Here is a 17,712-nt window from a genome sequence, read left to right as displayed (position 1 = left end):
TGTATGAAAATTGTTATAGCACCTGACTCTTTTAAGGAGAGTCTCCCTGCAAGTGAAGTAGCTAAAGCTATTAAACGAGGTTTTAAAAAGGCTCTACCTGAATCGAAATGTTTGCTCTTACCTGTTGGCGATGGAGGGGAAGGAACAGTAGATGCCATTAAAAATTCACTTGGTCTTGTAGAAAAAACTGCTTTAGTGACGGGTCCCTTTGGAGATGAAGTTCAAATGACTTATGTTCAAAAAGGAGAACTTGCTCTGTTCGAGGTGGCCGATTTAGTTGGGCTTGCTAAAATTCCTATTGAAAAACGAAATCCACTGAAGATTCAAACAAAGGGGATTGGTCAACTGATCCTATATTTAATCGAACAAGGAATGAAAGAAATCTATATAGGAGTTGGTGGGACATCCAGTAACGATGGTGGGATTGGTATTGCTTCAGGACTTGGTTACCAGTTCTATGACAAAAATGGAGATGAACTTCTAGCTATTGGTCAGTCTTTGTTTGAAATTACTGATATCTCAAAGGAGAAAGTTATATCTATTCCTTCTGATGTGCATATCAAAATCTTAGCAGATGTGACCAATCCACTCTGTGGAATTCGCGGTGCCACCTATACATTTGGGAAGCAAAAAGGGTTGGAACCAGCTAAATTCCAAGACGTTGATATTGCTATTGAAAACTTCTATCGTAAAGTTGCCCATGAAATTCTAAGTCTTGAAGGTGCTGGAGCAGGTGGCGGTATTGCAGCTGGCTTATGTGCTTTTGCTGGAGCAGAGATCGTATCTGGTATCCAAACTTGTTTAGATTTAATAAACTTCGATGAACAGGTCGCAGATGCAGATCTAGTTATTGTTGGTGAAGGTAGGTTAGATTCTCAAAGTTTATCTGGTAAGGCTCCAATCGGAGTAGCAAAAAGAACACCAAATGGTGTTCCAGTTATTGCTATTTGTGGTAGTTTAGCTGAGGATTTACCTCCTTTACCATTTGAGAATGTCATCGCTGCTTTTTCAATATTAGAAAAAAGTGAACCACTGGAAGACAGTCTAAAAAATGCAGCTATCTATTTAGAAGATACAGCTGAAAACATTGGTCAAGTCTTAGCTTTGAAAAAAATTAACCAAACCACTTTTTCCAAAGAGAAGTAGGAGTTTTTTTCATCTCTTTTTCCTGCCACAAGTCTGAAAAGGCCTTTCTGAGGTCTTTTTCACTTGTTTGAACAGGGGTATCGCTATGGATAACTAGGCCAAAAGGAGAAGAGTTATGATCTTCAGAAACGATAGTCGCTTGGCAGTCAGCATCTTTGGATTGTTTTAGATAAAAAACTTGTTTATCAAACTCTACCTGAGGAGAAATTTTGACAAATAGAAGTTGAGTCTCTTTTTTTAGACTCTCTAAAATAGATACATAACCCTTTTGAAATTTATCATCATTAGCTGTTTCAAGGTCTGCATAGCCAAGGACACGTTCCTCGAAAGTTCCGAGAAAACGTCTCTGCTCATCTGGATTTAGTTTAAGCCCACCATGAGCTTTTTCTAGGATTTGTTTTGATACATCAGTCATAAAAATAGTATATCATAAAATAAAGGAGAAAACAGATGAAAGAAAGCGATTACTTTATAAACTTAAGGAAAATTTGCACAAAGATAACGTTTTTCCTTGAAAAAGGAGTCTTTTTAAGGTATCATAGAGGTGTAAAAAATTTAACTCAATAAGGAGAGTAAAAAATGTCAATTATTACTGATGTTTACGCTCGCGAAGTCCTAGACTCACGCGGTAACCCAACACTTGAAGTAGAAGTTTACACTGAATCAGGTGCTTTCGGACGTGGTATGGTTCCATCAGGAGCTTCTACTGGTGAACACGAAGCAGTTGAACTTCGTGATGGTGACAAATCTCGTTACGGTGGTCTTGGTACACAAAAAGCTGTTGACAACGTAAACAACATCATCGCTGAAGCAATCATCGGCTACGATGTACGTGACCAACAAGCTATCGACCGTGCTATGATCGCACTTGACGGAACTCCTAACAAAGGTAAATTGGGTGCTAACGCAATCCTTGGTGTGTCTATCGCTGTAGCTCGTGCTGCTGCTGACTACCTTGAAATCCCACTTTACAGCTACCTTGGTGGATTCAACACTAAAGTTCTTCCAACTCCAATGATGAACATCATCAACGGTGGATCTCACTCAGATGCTCCAATCGCTTTCCAAGAATTCATGATCGTACCTGCTGGTGCACCAACATTCAAAGAAGCTCTTCGTTGGGGTGCTGAAATCTTCCACGCTCTTAAGAAAATCCTTAAATCTCGTGGTCTTGAAACAGCCGTAGGTGACGAAGGTGGATTCGCTCCTCGTTTCGAAGGAACTGAAGACGGTGTTGAAACTATCCTTGCTGCTATCGAAGCTGCTGGTTATGTTCCAGGTAAAGACGTATTTATCGGATTTGACTGTGCATCATCAGAATTCTACGATAAAGAACGTAAAGTTTACGACTACACTAAATTCGAAGGTGAAGGAGCAGCTGTTCGTACTTCTGCAGAACAAATCGACTACCTTGAAGAATTGGTAAACAAATACCCAATCATCACTATCGAAGATGGTATGGACGAAAACGACTGGGATGGATGGAAAGCTCTTACTGAACGTCTTGGTGGTAAAGTTCAATTGGTTGGTGACGACTTCTTCGTAACAAACACTGCTTACCTTGAAAGAGGTATCGCTGAAGGCGCTGCTAACTCAATCCTTATCAAAGTTAACCAAATCGGTACTCTTACTGAAACATTCGACGCTATCGAAATGGCTAAAGAAGCTGGTTACACTGCCGTTGTATCACACCGTTCAGGTGAAACTGAAGATTCAACAATCGCTGACATCGCAGTTGCAACTAACGCAGGACAAATCAAGACTGGTTCACTTTCACGTACTGACCGTATCGCTAAATACAACCAATTGCTTCGTATCGAAGACCAACTTGGTGAAGTAGCTGAATACCGTGGATTGAAATCATTCTACAACTTGAAAAAATAAAATAGTTCAGTGAACTATTTTATCCCGAACCTTGAAACTCAAAAGTTCGGCTCTTGATTTGACAAGATTTAAGCCCCTCGGATTTTATCCGAAGGGCTTTTTTTCTGTTCAGGGGGCAAAAATATTAAGAAATAATTTCGCACATAAATTCCCTGTATTTTCACTATTCTGGGTGGAAATTAAAGATTTTTAAGCATTTTTTTGGTATAATAATACCCAGGAAAAACTAGAGAAAGAAGGAGGGAGAGATGGAAAAGTATTTATCGGTTACAACTTTGACTAAGTATTTAAAAATGAAATTCGATAAAGACCCCTACTTGGAACGGGTCTATTTAACTGGTCAAGTCTCTAACTTCCGCAAGCGTCCAACGCATCAGTATTTTTCTCTTAAGGATGATCGTGCAGTTATTCAGGCAACCATTTGGTCAGGGGTCTACCAACGTTTGGGATTTGATTTGGAAGAAGGTATGAAGATCAATGTGGTTGGTCGCGTCCAAGTCTATGAGCCAAGTGGGAGTTATTCGATTATCATTGAAAGAGCTGAACCAGATGGTGTCGGTGCCTTGGCTATCCAATTTGAACAACTTAAGAAGAAACTGGCAGAAGAAGGTTTGTTTCAAGAGCGATTTAAACAACCTTTACCACAATTTTCAAAAAAAATAGGTGTGGTGACCAGCCGTAGCGGAGCCGTCATTCAGGATATTATTACGACAGTTAGCAGACGCTTCCCTGGTGTGGAAATTGTCTTATATCCTACTAAAGTTCAAGGTGAGGGTGCTGCAGAGGAAATTGCTCGTAATATAACTCGAGCCAATGAACGCGATGACTTAGATGTTCTGATTATTGGCCGTGGGGGAGGTTCTATTGAAGACCTTTGGGCCTTTAACGAAGAAATTGTAGTTCGAGCAATTTTTGAATCTCGTTTACCGATTATTTCGAGTGTAGGTCATGAAACAGATGTCACCTTGGCTGATTTTGTGGCTGATAAGAGAGCGGCAACGCCGACAGCTGCTGCTGAACTCGCTACACCAGTAACTAAGTTAGATCTTTTGACCTATCTTCAGAATCAAGAAAAACGCATGACTACAGCGGTTAAGCATACCTTGTCAAAGAAACAAGAAGCTTTGAGAATCCTCAGTCAATCGGTCATCTTCAGACAACCAGAGCGTTTATATGACGGTTATCTACAACGCTTGGATCAGTTACAGATGCGACTGAAGCAAGGATTGAATGCTGAATTGGTTCGTAATCAACAAAAGGTTCAAGAACAAATCCACCGTTTGGAACAATTATCACCAATCATCAAAATCCAGCGTTATCAGGATCGTATCCAGCAATTAAAGAAACTGCTGCGTAGCCAGATGGCTGTGACCTATGATGCAAAAGTAGCAGAAGTAAAACGCCTATCAGAAGCTCTCCTTATGCTAGATACTAGTCGAATTGTAGCCAGAGGTTATGCAATTGTCAAAAAGGGAGAAGTCGTAGTGGCTTCTGCGAAAGATTTGAAAGAAAATGACCAAGTATCACTGTTGATGCGGGACGGTCAAGTAGAATTAGAGGTAAGAGATGTCAAAACAAAAGAAATTTGAGGAAAATCTAGCAGAACTTGAAACGATTGTTCAAAGCTTAGAAAATGGTGAAATTGCTTTGGAAGATGCTATTTCAGCTTTTCAAAAAGGAATGCTCTTGTCCAAAGAATTGCAGGCAACACTTGATAAGGCTGAAAAGACCTTGGTCAAGGTGATGCAAGAAGATGGAACAGAAAGTGAACTGGTATGAACAAGCAGGAAAAACTAGCTTTGGTCGAGTCAGCTCTTGAAGACTTTTATGGAAACCAACAATTTGCGTCCAGTTTAAGAGAAGCTGTTCTCTATTCCATACATGCAGGTGGAAAACGGATTCGTCCATATTTACTTTTAGAAGTTTTGGACTCCTTGCAAGTGCCTATCACTCAGGAACATGCTCAAGTTGCAGCGGCACTAGAAATGATTCATACAGGAAGTTTGATCCATGATGATCTACCTGCTATGGATAATGATGATTATCGCCGAGGACGTTTGACCAATCATAAGGTGTATGGTGAAGCTCTAGCTATTTTAGCAGGGGATGCGCTTTTTTTGGATCCCTATGCTTTAATTGCTCAAACTGATTTGTCTAGTCAAACCAAGGTAGATTTAATATCTAATTTATCCCTTGCTTCTGGAAGTATGGGAATGGTAGCTGGTCAAGTGTTAGATATGGAAGGCGAAGGAAAACACTTGAATTTAGAGGAACTTCAGACTATCCATGCTAATAAAACGGGTAAACTTTTAGCTTTTCCTTTCCAAGCGGCTGGCATCATTGCTGGATTGGATGAAAATCTTCAGAAGCAGCTTAAAACAGTTGGCGAGTTGATTGGCCTGGCTTTCCAAGTGAGAGATGATGTGCTTGATGTTACAGCAAGTTTTGAGGAAATTGGAAAAACACCCCAGAAAGACTTGCAGGCCGAAAAGTCAACCTATCCTGCTTTGTTAGGATTAGATCAGGCGATAGCATTTTGCAATCAAACCTTGGATCAAGCTACTGCGAAACTAGAAGAGATTAGTCAAGTTGTGAGTTTTGATAAGGAGCCAATTGTGAAAATAGTAGAAAGTTTGAGAATCAATGGCTAAGGAAAGAGTAGATGTACTAGCTTACAAACAAGGTTTATTTGAAACGAGAGAACAAGCCAAACGTGGTGTTATGGCAGGTTTGGTAGTCGCTGTTTTAAATGGCGAACGATTTGATAAACCAGGAGAAAAAATTCCTGACGATACAGAGTTGAAACTCAAGGGCGAAAAACTTAAGTATGTCAGTCGTGGTGGCTTGAAACTTGAGAAGGCGCTAGATATTTTTGATCTATCAGTTGAAGGACAAACGACCATTGATATCGGAGCTTCAACTGGAGGTTTTACGGATGTCATGTTGCAAAATGGTGCTAAACAAGTTTTTGCAGTTGATGTTGGTACTAATCAACTGGCATGGAAATTACGCCAAGACCCTCGTGTTGTCAGTATGGAGCAGTTTAATTTCCGTTATGCTAAAAAGAGCGACTTTAATCAGGAACCAAGTTTCGCAAGTATCGATGTCAGTTTTATTTCCTTAGGCCTTATTTTGCCAGCTTTACACCGTGTTTTAGCCGATCAAGGTCAGGTTGTGGCTCTAGTTAAGCCTCAATTTGAGGCTGGTCGAGAACAGATTGGCAAAAATGGAATTATCAGAGATGCCAAGGTTCACCAAAATGTTTTAGAAGCAGTTACTAAAATGGCAGTTGATGAAGGATTTTCCGTTTTAGGATTGGACTATTCTCCTATTCAAGGTGGTCATGGAAATATTGAATTCTTAGCCTATTTACGAAAAGAAGATCAGGCAATCAATCAGGTTACTTCTGAAATAGAAAAAATAGTGGAGAGAGCACATAGAGAGTTTAAAGATGAATAAAAAAGAGAGACTTGAAAAGATTAGAAGATTTGTTACAGATTATCAAATCGGAACACAGGAAGAAATCGTTGAACACTTGAGAGAAGCGGGGATCTCTGCTACTCAAGCAACAGTCTCCCGAGATATTAAAGAATTAGGTATTGTAAAAATTCCATTGAAGGACAATACTTACATCTATGAATTACCAAAATCAATCGTTAGAAGCTTGCAGTTGGCAGAAAACAATATTATTCATGCTGAACGCATGGGGCATATGATCAATTTGCAAGTCATTCCAGGAAATACTATTTTCGTCAAGAGTCAGTTGATGACTGTTTTTTCTGACCAAATTTTTAGCTGTATTGCTGATGATAATTCCATCTTGATGGTATTGAGAAGTGAAGAAACAGCCAAGGATATTTTTGAGCAAGTTAAAAATTGGTAGGATTATATGTTACTGGAAATTTCGATTAAAAATTTTGCTATCATCGAATCAATTTCTTTGAACTTTGAACAAGGGATGACTGTTTTAACTGGTGAAACAGGTGCGGGTAAATCAATCATTATTGACGCTATGAATATGATGTTAGGAGCTCGAGCTACAACAGAAGTTATTCGTCATGGGGCTCCAAAAGCGGAAATTGAAGGTCTTTTTTCAATTGAAAGTAACCGCGCGCTAGAAGAAATTTTTGATGAACAAGGATTAGAATTGAGTGATGAAATCATTATTCGTCGCGAAATTTTACAAAACGGTCGGAGCATCAGTCGTGTCAATGGACAGATGGTTAATCTTTCAGTATTAAGGACGATTGGTCAACAGCTAGTTGATATCCATGGTCAACATGACCAAGAGGAGTTAATGCGCCCACATCGACATATCCAGATGTTGGATGAGTTTGGGGATGCCTCTTTCTTTGAATTAAAAGAAGCCTATCAGACGAGCTTCGATAACTACCGCCGTATGCGTAAGCAAGTGCTTGATATCAAAAAAAATCAGCAGGAACACAAGGCTCGTATTGAAATGTTGGAATTTCAGATGGCTGAGATTGAAGCAGCTAATTTGAAAGCTGGTGAAGATATTGCTCTAAATCAAGAAAGAGACAAACTTCTTAACCATAAACATATCGCCGATACTTTAACAAATGCTTATAGTATGCTTGATAATGAAGAATTTTCAAGCCTTGCAAATGTTCGTTCGGCCATGAATGATATGGAAAGTCTTGAAGAGTTCGATCCAGAGTATCGTGAGATTTCAAACTCCCTTTCTGAATCCTATTATGTTCTAGAAGATATAACCAAGCGCTTGGAATCCATTATTGATGATTTAGATTTTGATGGTAATCGTCTGATGCAGGTTGAAAGCCGACTAGATTTAATTCACACCATTACCCGTAAGTATGGTGGTAGTGTGGATGATGTCCTTGAATACTTTGCCAAGATTACAGATGAATACAATCTTCTAACAGGAAATAATCTATCTTCTGAAGATATGGAAATCGAACTCAAGAAACTTGAAAAAAATCTTGTGGATCTAGCAGGTCAAGTTGCTCAAGCTCGCCATAAAATAGCGCAGGACTTAGAAGCTGAAATCAAGCAAGAATTGCAAGACCTATATATGGAGAAAGCACAATTTCAAGTTCGTTTTAGTCAAGGAAAATTCAGTCGCGAAGGTAATGAGAGTGTTGAATTTTACATTTCAACCAACCCTGGAGAAGATTTTAAACCATTAGTAAAAGTAGCTTCTGGAGGAGAATTGTCTCGTTTGATGTTGGCTATCAAGTCCGCTTTTTCTCGTAAGGAAGGCAAGACCAGTATCGTCTTTGATGAGGTGGATACGGGAGTCTCAGGGCGTGTAGCTCAAGCCATCGCACAAAAAATTCATAAAATTGGGCAGCATGGTCAAGTATTAGCTATTTCTCACCTTCCTCAAGTCATCGCGATTGCAGATTATCAGTTCTTCATCGAAAAGATTAGCAATGAACATTCAACCGTTTCAACAGTTCGCTTGTTAACAGTTGAAGAAAGGATTGAAGAAGTCGCTAAGATGTTGGCTGGAGAGAATGTGACAGAAGCAGCATTGACTCAAGCGAGAGAATTATTACAAAGTAAGGAGAAATAAATGACAGACTATTATGTAATTGGTGATGTCCACGGAAAAGCTGGAATGTTAGAAGACTTACTTAAAACATGGGATGGTAAGACTCAATTACTCTTTCTTGGAGATTTGATTGACAGAGGAGAAGATAGTCGCCGAGTTCTAGAAATGGTCAAAGACTTGGTCGACAATCAGGGAGCTATCTGCTTATCAGGAAACCATGAGTATATGTTTTTAACTTGGTTGGATAACCCTGAAGAAAGCTATGACCACTATCGTCGTAATGGTGGGGATACAACCATTAATTCTATTTTAGGCCGTCCTCTAGATGCACCAGTAGATGGAGTAGCAGATGCTAAGCGTGTTGAAACGGAAGCAGCCGACTTAGTGGAGTTTATCCGTCAGATGCCTTTTGTGATTGAAACAGATCGCTATATTTTTGTTCATGCCGGTATTGATTTGACTTTGGATGATTGGCATGATACTACCGATTATAAGAAGGTATGGCTCAGAAAACCATTTCACGAAGCAGCCAATCATACTGGAAAAAACATTGTCTTTGGACATACACCAGTCTATGGTTTGTTAGATCAAAAACCTGGTACATCTGAACTTTGGATGACAGAAGACGGTAAGATTGGAATGGATGGAGGAGCTGTTTACGGCGGTGTCCTTCACGGTATTGTCTTTACCGACCAAGGTATGACAGAACATTACTTCATCGAAAATGACGGCTTTGTTGCTGAAGATTAGTACTCCTAACAGGGTATGGTCTTGTCAAAATGTTAAAAACAATTTATAATTAATAGATACCCTGAAAGGAAGAGAATGATGAACTTAGAAGAATTGAAAAAACGACAGGAGAAGATTCGTAACTTCTCTATTATCGCCCATATTGACCATGGAAAGTCAACACTAGCAGACCGTATTTTGGAAAAGACAGAGACAGTTTCCAGTCGTGAAATGCAGGCCCAACTTCTTGATAGTATGGATTTAGAGCGTGAGCGTGGAATTACTATCAAGCTTAATGCTATCGAGCTTAATTATACGGCTAAAGATGGTGAGACTTATATCTTCCACTTGATTGACACACCTGGACACGTGGACTTTACCTATGAGGTTTCACGTTCCCTAGCTGCCTGTGAAGGTGCTATTTTGGTCGTTGATGCTGCCCAAGGGATTGAGGCTCAAACTCTGGCAAACGTCTATCTTGCTTTGGATAATGATTTGGAAATCCTCCCAGTTATCAATAAAATTGACCTACCAGCAGCAGATCCAGAGCGCGTGCGTACAGAAATCGAAGATGTCATTGGTCTAGACGCTAGCGAAGCAGTACTGGCTTCAGCCAAGGCGGGTATCGGTATCGAAGAAATTCTCGAGCAAATTGTCGAAAAAGTACCAGCCCCAACTGGTGACGTGTCAGCACCATTGAAAGCCTTGATTTTCGACTCAGTATACGATGCCTATCGTGGAGTTATCCTCCAAGTTCGTGTCATGGATGGAGTAGTCAAACCTGGTGATAAGATTCAGCTCATGAGCAATGGTAAGACCTTCGATGTAACTGAAGTCGGAATCTTCACACCTAAAGCTGTAGGACGAGACTTCCTTGCAACAGGTGACGTTGGTTATATCGCGGCTTCTATCAAGACTGTTCAGGACACACGTGTCGGTGATACAGTAACCTTGGCGACAAATCCAGCGACTGAACCACTTTCAGGATACAAACAGATGAATCCGATGGTTTTCGCAGGTCTCTATCCAATCGAGTCAAATAAATACAACGACCTTCGTGAAGCTCTTGAAAAATTGCAACTAAATGATGCTAGTCTTCAGTTTGAACCAGAAACATCCCAGGCTCTTGGATTTGGTTTCCGTTGTGGTTTCCTTGGACTTCTTCATATGGATGTTATTCAGGAACGTTTGGAACGTGAGTTTAACATCGACCTTATTATGACTGCACCATCTGTTATCTACAAGGTTAATCAGACTGATGGTGAGTCTATGGATGTGTCTAATCCATCCGAGTTCCCAGATCCTACAAAGATTGCAACTATCGAAGAACCATATGTTAAGGCACAAATCATGGTACCGCAAGAATTCGTCGGAGCAGTAATGGAATTAGCTCAGCGCAAACGTGGTGACTTTGTGACCATGGATTATATAGATGACAATCGTGTCAATGTCATCTATCAAATTCCACTAGCTGAGATTGTCTTTGACTTCTTCGATAAACTAAAATCTTCGACACGTGGTTATGCAAGCTTTGATTACGAATTGTCAGAGTATCGTCCATCTAAGCTGGTGAAAATGGATATCCTTCTTAATGGTGATAAGGTGGATGCTCTTAGCTTTATCGTGCACAAGGACTTTGCCTACGAACGTGGGAAACTCATCGTTGATAAGCTCAAGAAAATCATTCCTCGTCAACAATTTGAAGTTCCCATCCAAGCAGCTATTGGGCACAAGATTGTCGCGCGTACAGATATTAAAGCCCTTCGTAAGAACGTGCTTGCCAAGTGTTATGGTGGTGACGTTTCTCGTAAACGTAAACTCCTTGAAAAACAAAAAGCTGGTAAGAAACGTATGAAAGCTATCGGTTCTGTAGAAGTACCACAAGAAGCCTTCCTCAGTGTCTTGAGTATGGATGAAGAATAGTCGCTATGTGAAAATAGCATTGATTTTAAGAAATCGATCAGTTGGTTTAGATTGAAGAAAAGTCCATTTTGGACAATTTTCTTCAATCTTTTTCTTTGGTTTGAATCACACGGTTACTTTTGTAAAGTGTCAAAATACAGTATTTTTTTGACACTTTTCCCTTCATACTTTAAAATAGAAGTGAAAGGAGAGTTATCATGAAAAAAATAATAACTTTATCTACACTTTTACTTTGTAGTCTTAGTTTAATTGCTTGTAGCAATTCAGAGAAGACAAATGAGGTAAAGACAGAAGCATCTTCTAGTGTTCAGGAAGCTTCAAGTCAAGAGTCTAGTTCATCGCAAAAACAGACAGAAGAAACTCAGATAGTAGGTTCAGATGATTATGGTTATGTAAAAATTCCAAAATCATGGGTTCATTTCAAAGAAATTGAAGGTGGAGATGACATTCAGTACTGTGATGGGACGGATGTCAATATTGTAACTCTCAATACCTTTAAACCTGAGCAGTTTGGTATTAGTGAAAGTGAGTACGCCGCGCTTGAAACTGTTCAAATTTCAACTAGCATTTATGAATCTAAACAGAAAAGTCAAGACTTCTCCAAGGTATGGGGATCAAAATCAACTATCGGTGGCTATGAGGCTTACGTAGTAAACTGTATTGCTAAGAATGGTAAATATTTAATTATCTGGGTTTTTAAATCCGATGATGGTAAGTTTAGATATGTTTCTCTGGAAGGTGTTCCAGAGGTATTAAAAAATCTCCTTCCTATGGTGGAGGAAAGTTGGACCAATAAAAAGAGTTAACATCGTGAAAACAGAAGTCATTCCTGTAAAAAGTAGATCATAAAAGATTAAGCAATAGCCTTGTTCCTTATTTTCAAAAGGAGCAGGGCTATTATTTTGCGATTGTAACTATTTGTCATGTTATCAATGAAAACTTTGTCATAAATTTTAAACTTCTGAAAATCGTAGTAGGTAGTTTTAAAGTACTCGAAAGAGTTCCTAAGTTGCAATATGATTAGCGGTATGTAAGTCTTGTAACATAGACTAAGCACTATGATATTTTGATCTAAGAATTTATAGACAGATTACTATCTACTATCAATGTAGAGAAACAATACTGCATTTGGATTTGCTTTTAAGAATTGATGTGATATGTTCCTTTAAAATATTCATAAAAATTATTGCTTAGGAACAAATTATCCTTGCATCATAAAAAACTACTATAAAAAAATATCTTCTTTACATCAATGCCGATTGAAGACTCTACTAGTGGAATCCTGTTTCAAGATTTACAAAATTCGTTTTTATACCGTTGTGATGAGTAGCAAGTTTAGCATAATGTCAACAAGAACAATCGAAAGATTAATAGGTATATAGAAGAAATATGTAAACAATACACCAAAAATATCTTAAAAAAATTAAGAAACTTTATTTGACTATTTGTCAAAGACGTTATATAATATAATTGTATGTAAAAAACATGCTTTTATTTATAAAAAGGAGATATGTCATGTATTTTAATCGTAAAAATGCAGAACAGAAGAACTGGCGAATGATCAAAAAAGGAAAACATTTCTTGTTTGGTTGTTCGCTTGTCTTTGCGGTTGGGGCAGCATTGGTAGCTCCATCAGTCAAAGCAGACACAGTAGAAACTAAGCCAGAAGCAGGTTCTACTACGGAAGCAACTAAGTCAACTACAGGTGGAGAAGATGGTACTTATGGAGCACCAGCTGCCGAAGTAGTTCCATCAACACCAGTAGCTCCAGCTACAGTAGTGGCTGAGGAAAAAGCTGAAAAACCAGCAACAACTACTGAAAATTCTAAGGACGAAGCAGTAGCAACAACTGATAAAGTTGAAAAAGCTAAGGAAGCAGACAGCATCCAAGCTCCAGAAGTGACTGTGGTATACGATCCATCAGCACTTACTGATGAAGAAAAAGCAAAAGTTGTAGCAGCTGTTAAGGCGGCAAACCCTACAGCGACTGATGTTCAAGTCCAAGCAGACGGATCAGCAGTTGTGACTTTTGCAGATGGTTCAAGAGCAAACTTGACAGCAGCTCAAACTATCAAGGATGGCTCTTTAGTAGCTAAACCACGTACTAATCGTGCAGCGCGAGCAACAGCAACACGATCATCTGAAGGTGCTCAAAACCTTGACTATTCTAACAAACCAAATCCTGAAGGCTTTGTCAAGGCGACTTATGAAGTGGATAATGCCAAAAATACAATCCACTGGACAGTTGTTGTAAATGGTGGCCGCGTGGGAAACCAGACTAGTGGTTATTCTTATTTTACTGTTCCAAAGGATTCTGTGGGGGCTCCGACTAACTGGAGAGTGTTGCAAACGGATAAAAATGGAAACACCATGAGTGATCGTCGTTATTGGAAAGATAATGATGGAACCTATCCTATGGGTGGAGCTGGTAAAATGAATGTTTATACCGGTTCTAAAATGACTAAGGAATTAACAGATTTATATAAAAAAATCGGTAATCCAGCCATTAAGGGAAATGAAGCGGCAGCAGCGCAACAAGCATCAGAACGTTCACAAGCACTGTATATGTTGACGGCTGATGTAGCAGGTGGAATATTTAAGAACCCAAGTTGGACTATTACTTTTGATACACCAATTTTAGATAAGTCTAAGCCTTTAGACTACACTGCAGGATTACAAGGGACAGCAGGTGTTGGTGGAAAAACTAATATTATGGCTGGTTATGCGGATAACTTTATTGATAATGCAAGTTCAAAATTCCAAGCAGTTGCAGTCAAAGAAAAGTACACTGCTAAAGTTGGTGGAAGTTTTGATGCTGATCCAGCTACTTATGTAACCAATAAAGCTGGAACTCCAGAATTTCCAAATAACTATCGTGGTGCAACAACATTTGCATGGAAAGACGGTCAAGCTCCTACTGCTACACAAGCTGGTACTTATACTAAAACCGTAGTGGTTACTTACCCAGCTCATTATAACCAAGCTCCACAAGAAGTGACGATTACATTTGAAGTTCAAGAGGAAGCAACACCAGCACCAGAAATTACTTCAAACTTGGCAGGTAAAGCAAGTACACCAGCTGATGTGACAGTTAAAGCACCAGCAGGTTCAACTGTCAAACTTTACAATAAAGATGGCGTTGTGATTGGTGAAGCTGTGGCTAACGACCAAGGTGTCGCTACAATCACTCCAACAAACAGCCTTCCAGAAGGAGAAATTACAGCTACTTCGACACCAGCAGGTGGAACAGAGTCAGCTAAGAGTGCACCGATTACGGTTACGAAAACACCATTGACTAATGAAGGTGGTGGTATTTCAAGAGGTAGTGATAACACTCAACTTCGCGTTAACAATTCACACATCACAGTCTACCCAGGAGATCCAGTTAACGTTGGTGTTACAGCTGCCGCTACAGCTATCGAAAAATTCTGGGTTCCTGGAAATCCAACAGCTGTTTCGGGCGTCCTTCCAGTAGGTGCTTTCTTGACGACGGCTGGTTCAAGTACCTATAGACAACGTGATGCTGCATATCAGGGTACTGTTGCTGAGACACAAGCAGCAGGTGATACTGTTGTTACTTTCGCTGTTAAGAGTAAGAAAAACGTCACTGTAACACGCTCTCTTAAAGTTACTGTTCTTGAGTCAGCTAAGAAGTATGAACCAGTTGCAGGTACAAAAGTAGATGTTGCAGATCCTAACAACGTTAGTGGAGCAGAAAAAGAAAAGATTATTGATGCTGTTAAGGCTGCAAATAAATCTTTACCATCAAGTGCAACATATAGTGTTGACGAAAAAGGAAACCTTGTCATTACTTATGCTGATAAATCTACAGATAAGATTGCTGCTGCATACTTAGTTACACCAGCAGCAGATACAGAAGCACCAGCCAAACCAGTTGTGAACACAGATCTAACAGGTAAAGCAGGTACTAAGACATCAGTTGAAGTTACAGCTGATCCAGGAACTACAGTTGAGTTGTTCGATAAAGACAACAACAAGATTGGTGAAGCAACAGCTGATAACAATGGTAAAGCAACAATCACACCAACAGTTGACATTCCAGCAGGTAATGTAACAGCTAAAGCTACTAAAGATGGTCAAACATCAGTAGCAAGTGATCCAGTTACAGCTACAACTCCAGCAGCTCCAGTAGTAGCACCAACAGTAGAGATTCCTTACTCAGATAAAGATACTAAAGAAGTTTATGTATATGGTGGAGAAGAAAACTCATTCGATATCAAATTCAAAGATGATAGCGGAAAGATTGCAAGCGCTACTGTAAAACAAGGAGGTAACAGAGACTTTGATCCTGTTACTGGTGAAGCAGATACCATCAATACTCAATATGGATTTAAAGCAAATGTTATCTCCACTGAAACACCAGCAACAGCAGATGCACCAGCAGTCATTACTTATAGAGGTACACCAGCAGCGACAGATGGTTTGACACAAGATAGACTAACTGCGGCAACTAAAGGAGAAAATCCAGCTGGTTTGGTTTTAGGATGGCGTTATGCCACTGCAACTGATACAGATGGTGCCCTTATTGAGAATAAAGCCACAGGTGGCTCAACTGCAACTGACCCAGGTGCATTCCGTGTCGTGCTTAAGCCACAAAATCAAAAATATGATATTGCTACTCCAACCGAAAAAGTTACCGTAGCAGATCCAGCTAACGTAACAGAAGCTGAGCTAGCTAAAATCAAAGAAAAAGTACAACTTGAGTACTCTCAAAACAACGATGATGCGAACTTAGCAGACAAAAAAGGTACACCAGCTGATAAAACTAATAAGATTCAATCAGTCACAAAAGATGACAATGGAAATCTGGTTGTAACTTATACAGATGGCTCTATAGATAAAAAACCATTATCAGAATTTGTAAATGTAGCTCCAACAGTAGAGATTCCTTACTCTAATAAAGATACTAAAGAAGTTTATGTATATGGTGGGGAAGAAAACTCATTCGATATCAAGTTCAAAGATGATAGCGGAAAAATTGCAAGTGCTACTGTAAAACAAGGAGGTAACAAGGACTTTGGTTCTGTTGCTGGCGAAGCAGATACCATCAACACTCAATATGGATTTAAAGCAAATGTTATCTCTAGTGAAACACCAGCAACAGCAGATGCACCAGCAGTTATTACTTATAGAGGTACACCAGCAGCGACAGATGGTTTGACACAAGATAGACTAACTGCAGCAACTAAGGGAGAAAATCCAGCTGGTTTGGTTTTAGGCTGGCGTTATGCCACTGCGACTGATACTGATGGTGCCCTTATTGAAAATAAAGCCACAGGTGGCTCAACTGCAACTGACCCAGGTGCATTCCGTGTCGTGCTTAAGCCACAAAATCAAAAATATGATGTTGCTACTCCGACCGAAAAAGTTACTGTAGCAGATCCAGCTAACGTAACCGAAGCTGAGCTAGCTAAAATCAAAGAGAAAGTACAACTTGAGTACTCTAAAAACAACGATGATGCGAACTTAGCAGACAAAAAAGGTACACCAGCTGATAAAACTAATAAGATTCAATCAGTCACAAAAGATGACAATGGAAATCTTGTAGTAACATATGCAGATGGTTCTCAAGATAAGAAACCATTGTCAGAATTTGTAAACGTAGCACCAACAGTTGAACTTCCATACTCAAATCAAGCTAATAAACAAATCTATGTTTATACAGGTGAAAACACTGATCTAACATTTAAAGCATCAGACAATACTGCTGTTAAAGATATGTATGTACGTGGTCCTGGTGGTATTGGAACAGATAATACGGCAAATTACGGCTTTACAACTGGAAAAATCGAGAATTCAGCAGTCACTCATGGTGATGGTACTGTATCAGGTTCTACAGCTACTATCAAGATGACAGGTGTTACAACACTTAAAGCTCCAAACAGATGGACAAGCTTTGTTGTTGCTAATGACAATGATAATGCACCATCAAATACAGATTTTAATGCATTAGATAAAAATCCAAATGCAACTCAGACTCCAGGATATGTTCAATTCATCGTTAAATCTCAAACAGATAAGTACGATATTGCAACTCCAGCCCCAGCTGATAAAGTTGAAGTAGCAGATCCAACGAAAGTAACAGACGCTGAGTTAGATAAAATCAAAGAAAAACTGCAAATTGAGTATGCTAAAACTAATGATGATGCCAACTTTGCAGACAAAAAAGGTAAAACTGTAGATGCTGAAGATGCTAAGACTAAGATTAAATCAGTAGAAAAAGATAACGCTGGAAATCTTGTAGTAACATACACTGACGGTTCTACAGATAAAAAACCATTATTAGATTTTGTAACTAAAGCTCCAGCGAAACCAAGCAAACCAGTTGTCGATACTGATCTTACAGGTAAAGCCGGCACTAAGACACCAGTTGAAGTGACAGCAGAACCAGGATCTACAGTAGCCCTCTACGATAAAGATGGCCACAAGATTGGTGAAGCTACAGCTGATAACACTGGTAAAGCAACTATTAC

Annotated in this window: 12 protein-coding genes and 1 pseudogene; 12 read left to right on the top strand and 1 reads right to left on the bottom strand. The window is 39.4% G+C overall.

All coding sequences use genetic code 11. The features are described 5' to 3' along the window. The first annotated feature begins 3 nt into the window (after positions 1–3). Positions 4–1,146 carry a glycerate kinase gene (locus PCY08_RS02195; protein WP_301559277.1) on the top strand — a complete coding sequence of 381 codons (1,143 nt, stop codon included), beginning with the start codon at positions 4–6 and terminating at the stop codon, positions 1,144–1,146. Here the strand turns inward: PCY08_RS02195 and PCY08_RS02190 are convergent. Beyond that, positions 1,115–1,561, bottom strand: coding sequence for a DUF1694 domain-containing protein (locus PCY08_RS02190; RefSeq protein WP_301559276.1), 447 nt, complete (start codon positions 1,559–1,561; stop codon positions 1,115–1,117). The two genes, PCY08_RS02195 and PCY08_RS02190, sit on opposite strands and share 32 nt — an antisense overlap. Positions 1,562–1,725: 164 nt before the next feature. On the opposite strand from PCY08_RS02190, the gene eno reads away from it, so the two are divergent. The 11 genes and pseudogenes from eno to PCY08_RS02135 all read left to right on the top strand — a co-directional run. Then, positions 1,726–3,030, top strand: coding sequence for a surface-displayed alpha-enolase (gene eno / locus PCY08_RS02185; RefSeq protein ID WP_000022825.1), 1,305 nt, complete (start codon positions 1,726–1,728; stop codon positions 3,028–3,030). A 248-nt stretch (positions 3,031–3,278) separates the two neighbouring features. Continuing rightward, positions 3,279–4,619, top strand: a complete 1,341-nt coding sequence (xseA, locus tag PCY08_RS02180; RefSeq protein WP_301559275.1) for an exodeoxyribonuclease VII large subunit — start codon at positions 3,279–3,281, stop codon at positions 4,617–4,619. After that, positions 4,597–4,809 (top strand): exodeoxyribonuclease VII small subunit, encoded by a 213-nt coding sequence (locus tag PCY08_RS02175; RefSeq protein ID WP_000043228.1) that lies wholly within the window; start codon positions 4,597–4,599, stop codon positions 4,807–4,809. Before xseA ends, PCY08_RS02175 begins: the two co-directional genes overlap by 23 nt. After that, a complete protein-coding gene (locus tag PCY08_RS02170) occupies positions 4,806–5,681 on the top strand; it encodes a polyprenyl synthetase family protein (protein ID WP_301559274.1) in 876 nt (291 codons plus the stop codon). The genes PCY08_RS02175 and PCY08_RS02170 overlap by 4 nt, the downstream gene beginning before the upstream one ends. Continuing rightward, entirely contained in the window at positions 5,674–6,489 is an 816-nt protein-coding gene (locus tag PCY08_RS02165) for a TlyA family RNA methyltransferase (protein ID WP_301559273.1), read from the top strand. The genes PCY08_RS02170 and PCY08_RS02165 overlap by 8 nt, the downstream gene beginning before the upstream one ends. Next, positions 6,482–6,913, top strand: coding sequence for an arginine repressor (locus PCY08_RS02160; protein ID WP_049526273.1), 432 nt, complete (start codon positions 6,482–6,484; stop codon positions 6,911–6,913). Before PCY08_RS02165 ends, PCY08_RS02160 begins: the two co-directional genes overlap by 8 nt. A gap of 6 nt (positions 6,914–6,919) precedes the next feature. Continuing rightward, positions 6,920–8,587, top strand: coding sequence for a DNA repair protein RecN (gene recN, locus PCY08_RS02155; protein ID WP_075228559.1), 1,668 nt, complete (start codon positions 6,920–6,922; stop codon positions 8,585–8,587). Then, a complete protein-coding gene (locus PCY08_RS02150) occupies positions 8,588–9,316 on the top strand; it encodes a metallophosphoesterase family protein (protein WP_301559272.1) in 729 nt (242 codons plus the stop codon). It begins immediately after the preceding gene. Positions 9,317–9,394: 78 nt separating this feature from the next. Beyond that, the gene (gene lepA, locus PCY08_RS02145; protein ID WP_049510208.1) at positions 9,395–11,218 is read left to right on the top strand and encodes a translation elongation factor 4; all 1,824 of its coding nucleotides are present in this window, start codon (positions 9,395–9,397) and stop codon (positions 11,216–11,218) included. Between the two features lie 197 nt (positions 11,219–11,415). After that, the gene (locus PCY08_RS02140) at positions 11,416–12,024 is read left to right on the top strand and encodes a hypothetical protein (protein WP_060955790.1); all 609 of its coding nucleotides are present in this window, start codon (positions 11,416–11,418) and stop codon (positions 12,022–12,024) included. Positions 12,025–12,733: 709 nt separating this feature from the next. Next, positions 12,734–17,712, top strand: a pseudogene (locus PCY08_RS02135) (hypothetical protein); the annotation flags it as partial.

It is taken from the genome of Streptococcus sp. SO4, assembly GCF_030440055.1.
Taxonomy (GTDB): domain Bacteria; phylum Bacillota; class Bacilli; order Lactobacillales; family Streptococcaceae; genus Streptococcus; species Streptococcus nidrosiense.
The sequence above is the reverse complement of the archived record's forward strand: the minus strand, read 5'-3'. Positions and strand labels throughout refer to the sequence as shown.

What these genes read in the sequence shown, in the direction of transcription:
- PCY08_RS02195 (WP_301559277.1), top strand. Translation starts at nt 4, where the DNA reads ATGAAAATTGTTATAGCACCTGACTCTTTTAAGGAGAGTCTCCCTGCA.
- PCY08_RS02190 (WP_301559276.1), bottom strand. Translation starts at nt 1,561, where the DNA reads ATGACTGATGTATCAAAACAAATCCTAGAAAAAGCTCATGGTGGGCTT.
- eno (WP_000022825.1), top strand. Translation starts at nt 1,726, where the DNA reads ATGTCAATTATTACTGATGTTTACGCTCGCGAAGTCCTAGACTCACGC.
- xseA (WP_301559275.1), top strand. Translation starts at nt 3,279, where the DNA reads ATGGAAAAGTATTTATCGGTTACAACTTTGACTAAGTATTTAAAAATG.
- PCY08_RS02175 (WP_000043228.1), top strand. Translation starts at nt 4,597, where the DNA reads ATGTCAAAACAAAAGAAATTTGAGGAAAATCTAGCAGAACTTGAAACG.
- PCY08_RS02170 (WP_301559274.1), top strand. Translation starts at nt 4,806, where the DNA reads ATGAACAAGCAGGAAAAACTAGCTTTGGTCGAGTCAGCTCTTGAAGAC.
- PCY08_RS02165 (WP_301559273.1), top strand. Translation starts at nt 5,674, where the DNA reads ATGGCTAAGGAAAGAGTAGATGTACTAGCTTACAAACAAGGTTTATTT.
- PCY08_RS02160 (WP_049526273.1), top strand. Translation starts at nt 6,482, where the DNA reads ATGAATAAAAAAGAGAGACTTGAAAAGATTAGAAGATTTGTTACAGAT.
- recN (WP_075228559.1), top strand. Translation starts at nt 6,920, where the DNA reads ATGTTACTGGAAATTTCGATTAAAAATTTTGCTATCATCGAATCAATT.
- PCY08_RS02150 (WP_301559272.1), top strand. Translation starts at nt 8,588, where the DNA reads ATGACAGACTATTATGTAATTGGTGATGTCCACGGAAAAGCTGGAATG.
- lepA (WP_049510208.1), top strand. Translation starts at nt 9,395, where the DNA reads ATGAACTTAGAAGAATTGAAAAAACGACAGGAGAAGATTCGTAACTTC.
- PCY08_RS02140 (WP_060955790.1), top strand. Translation starts at nt 11,416, where the DNA reads ATGAAAAAAATAATAACTTTATCTACACTTTTACTTTGTAGTCTTAGT.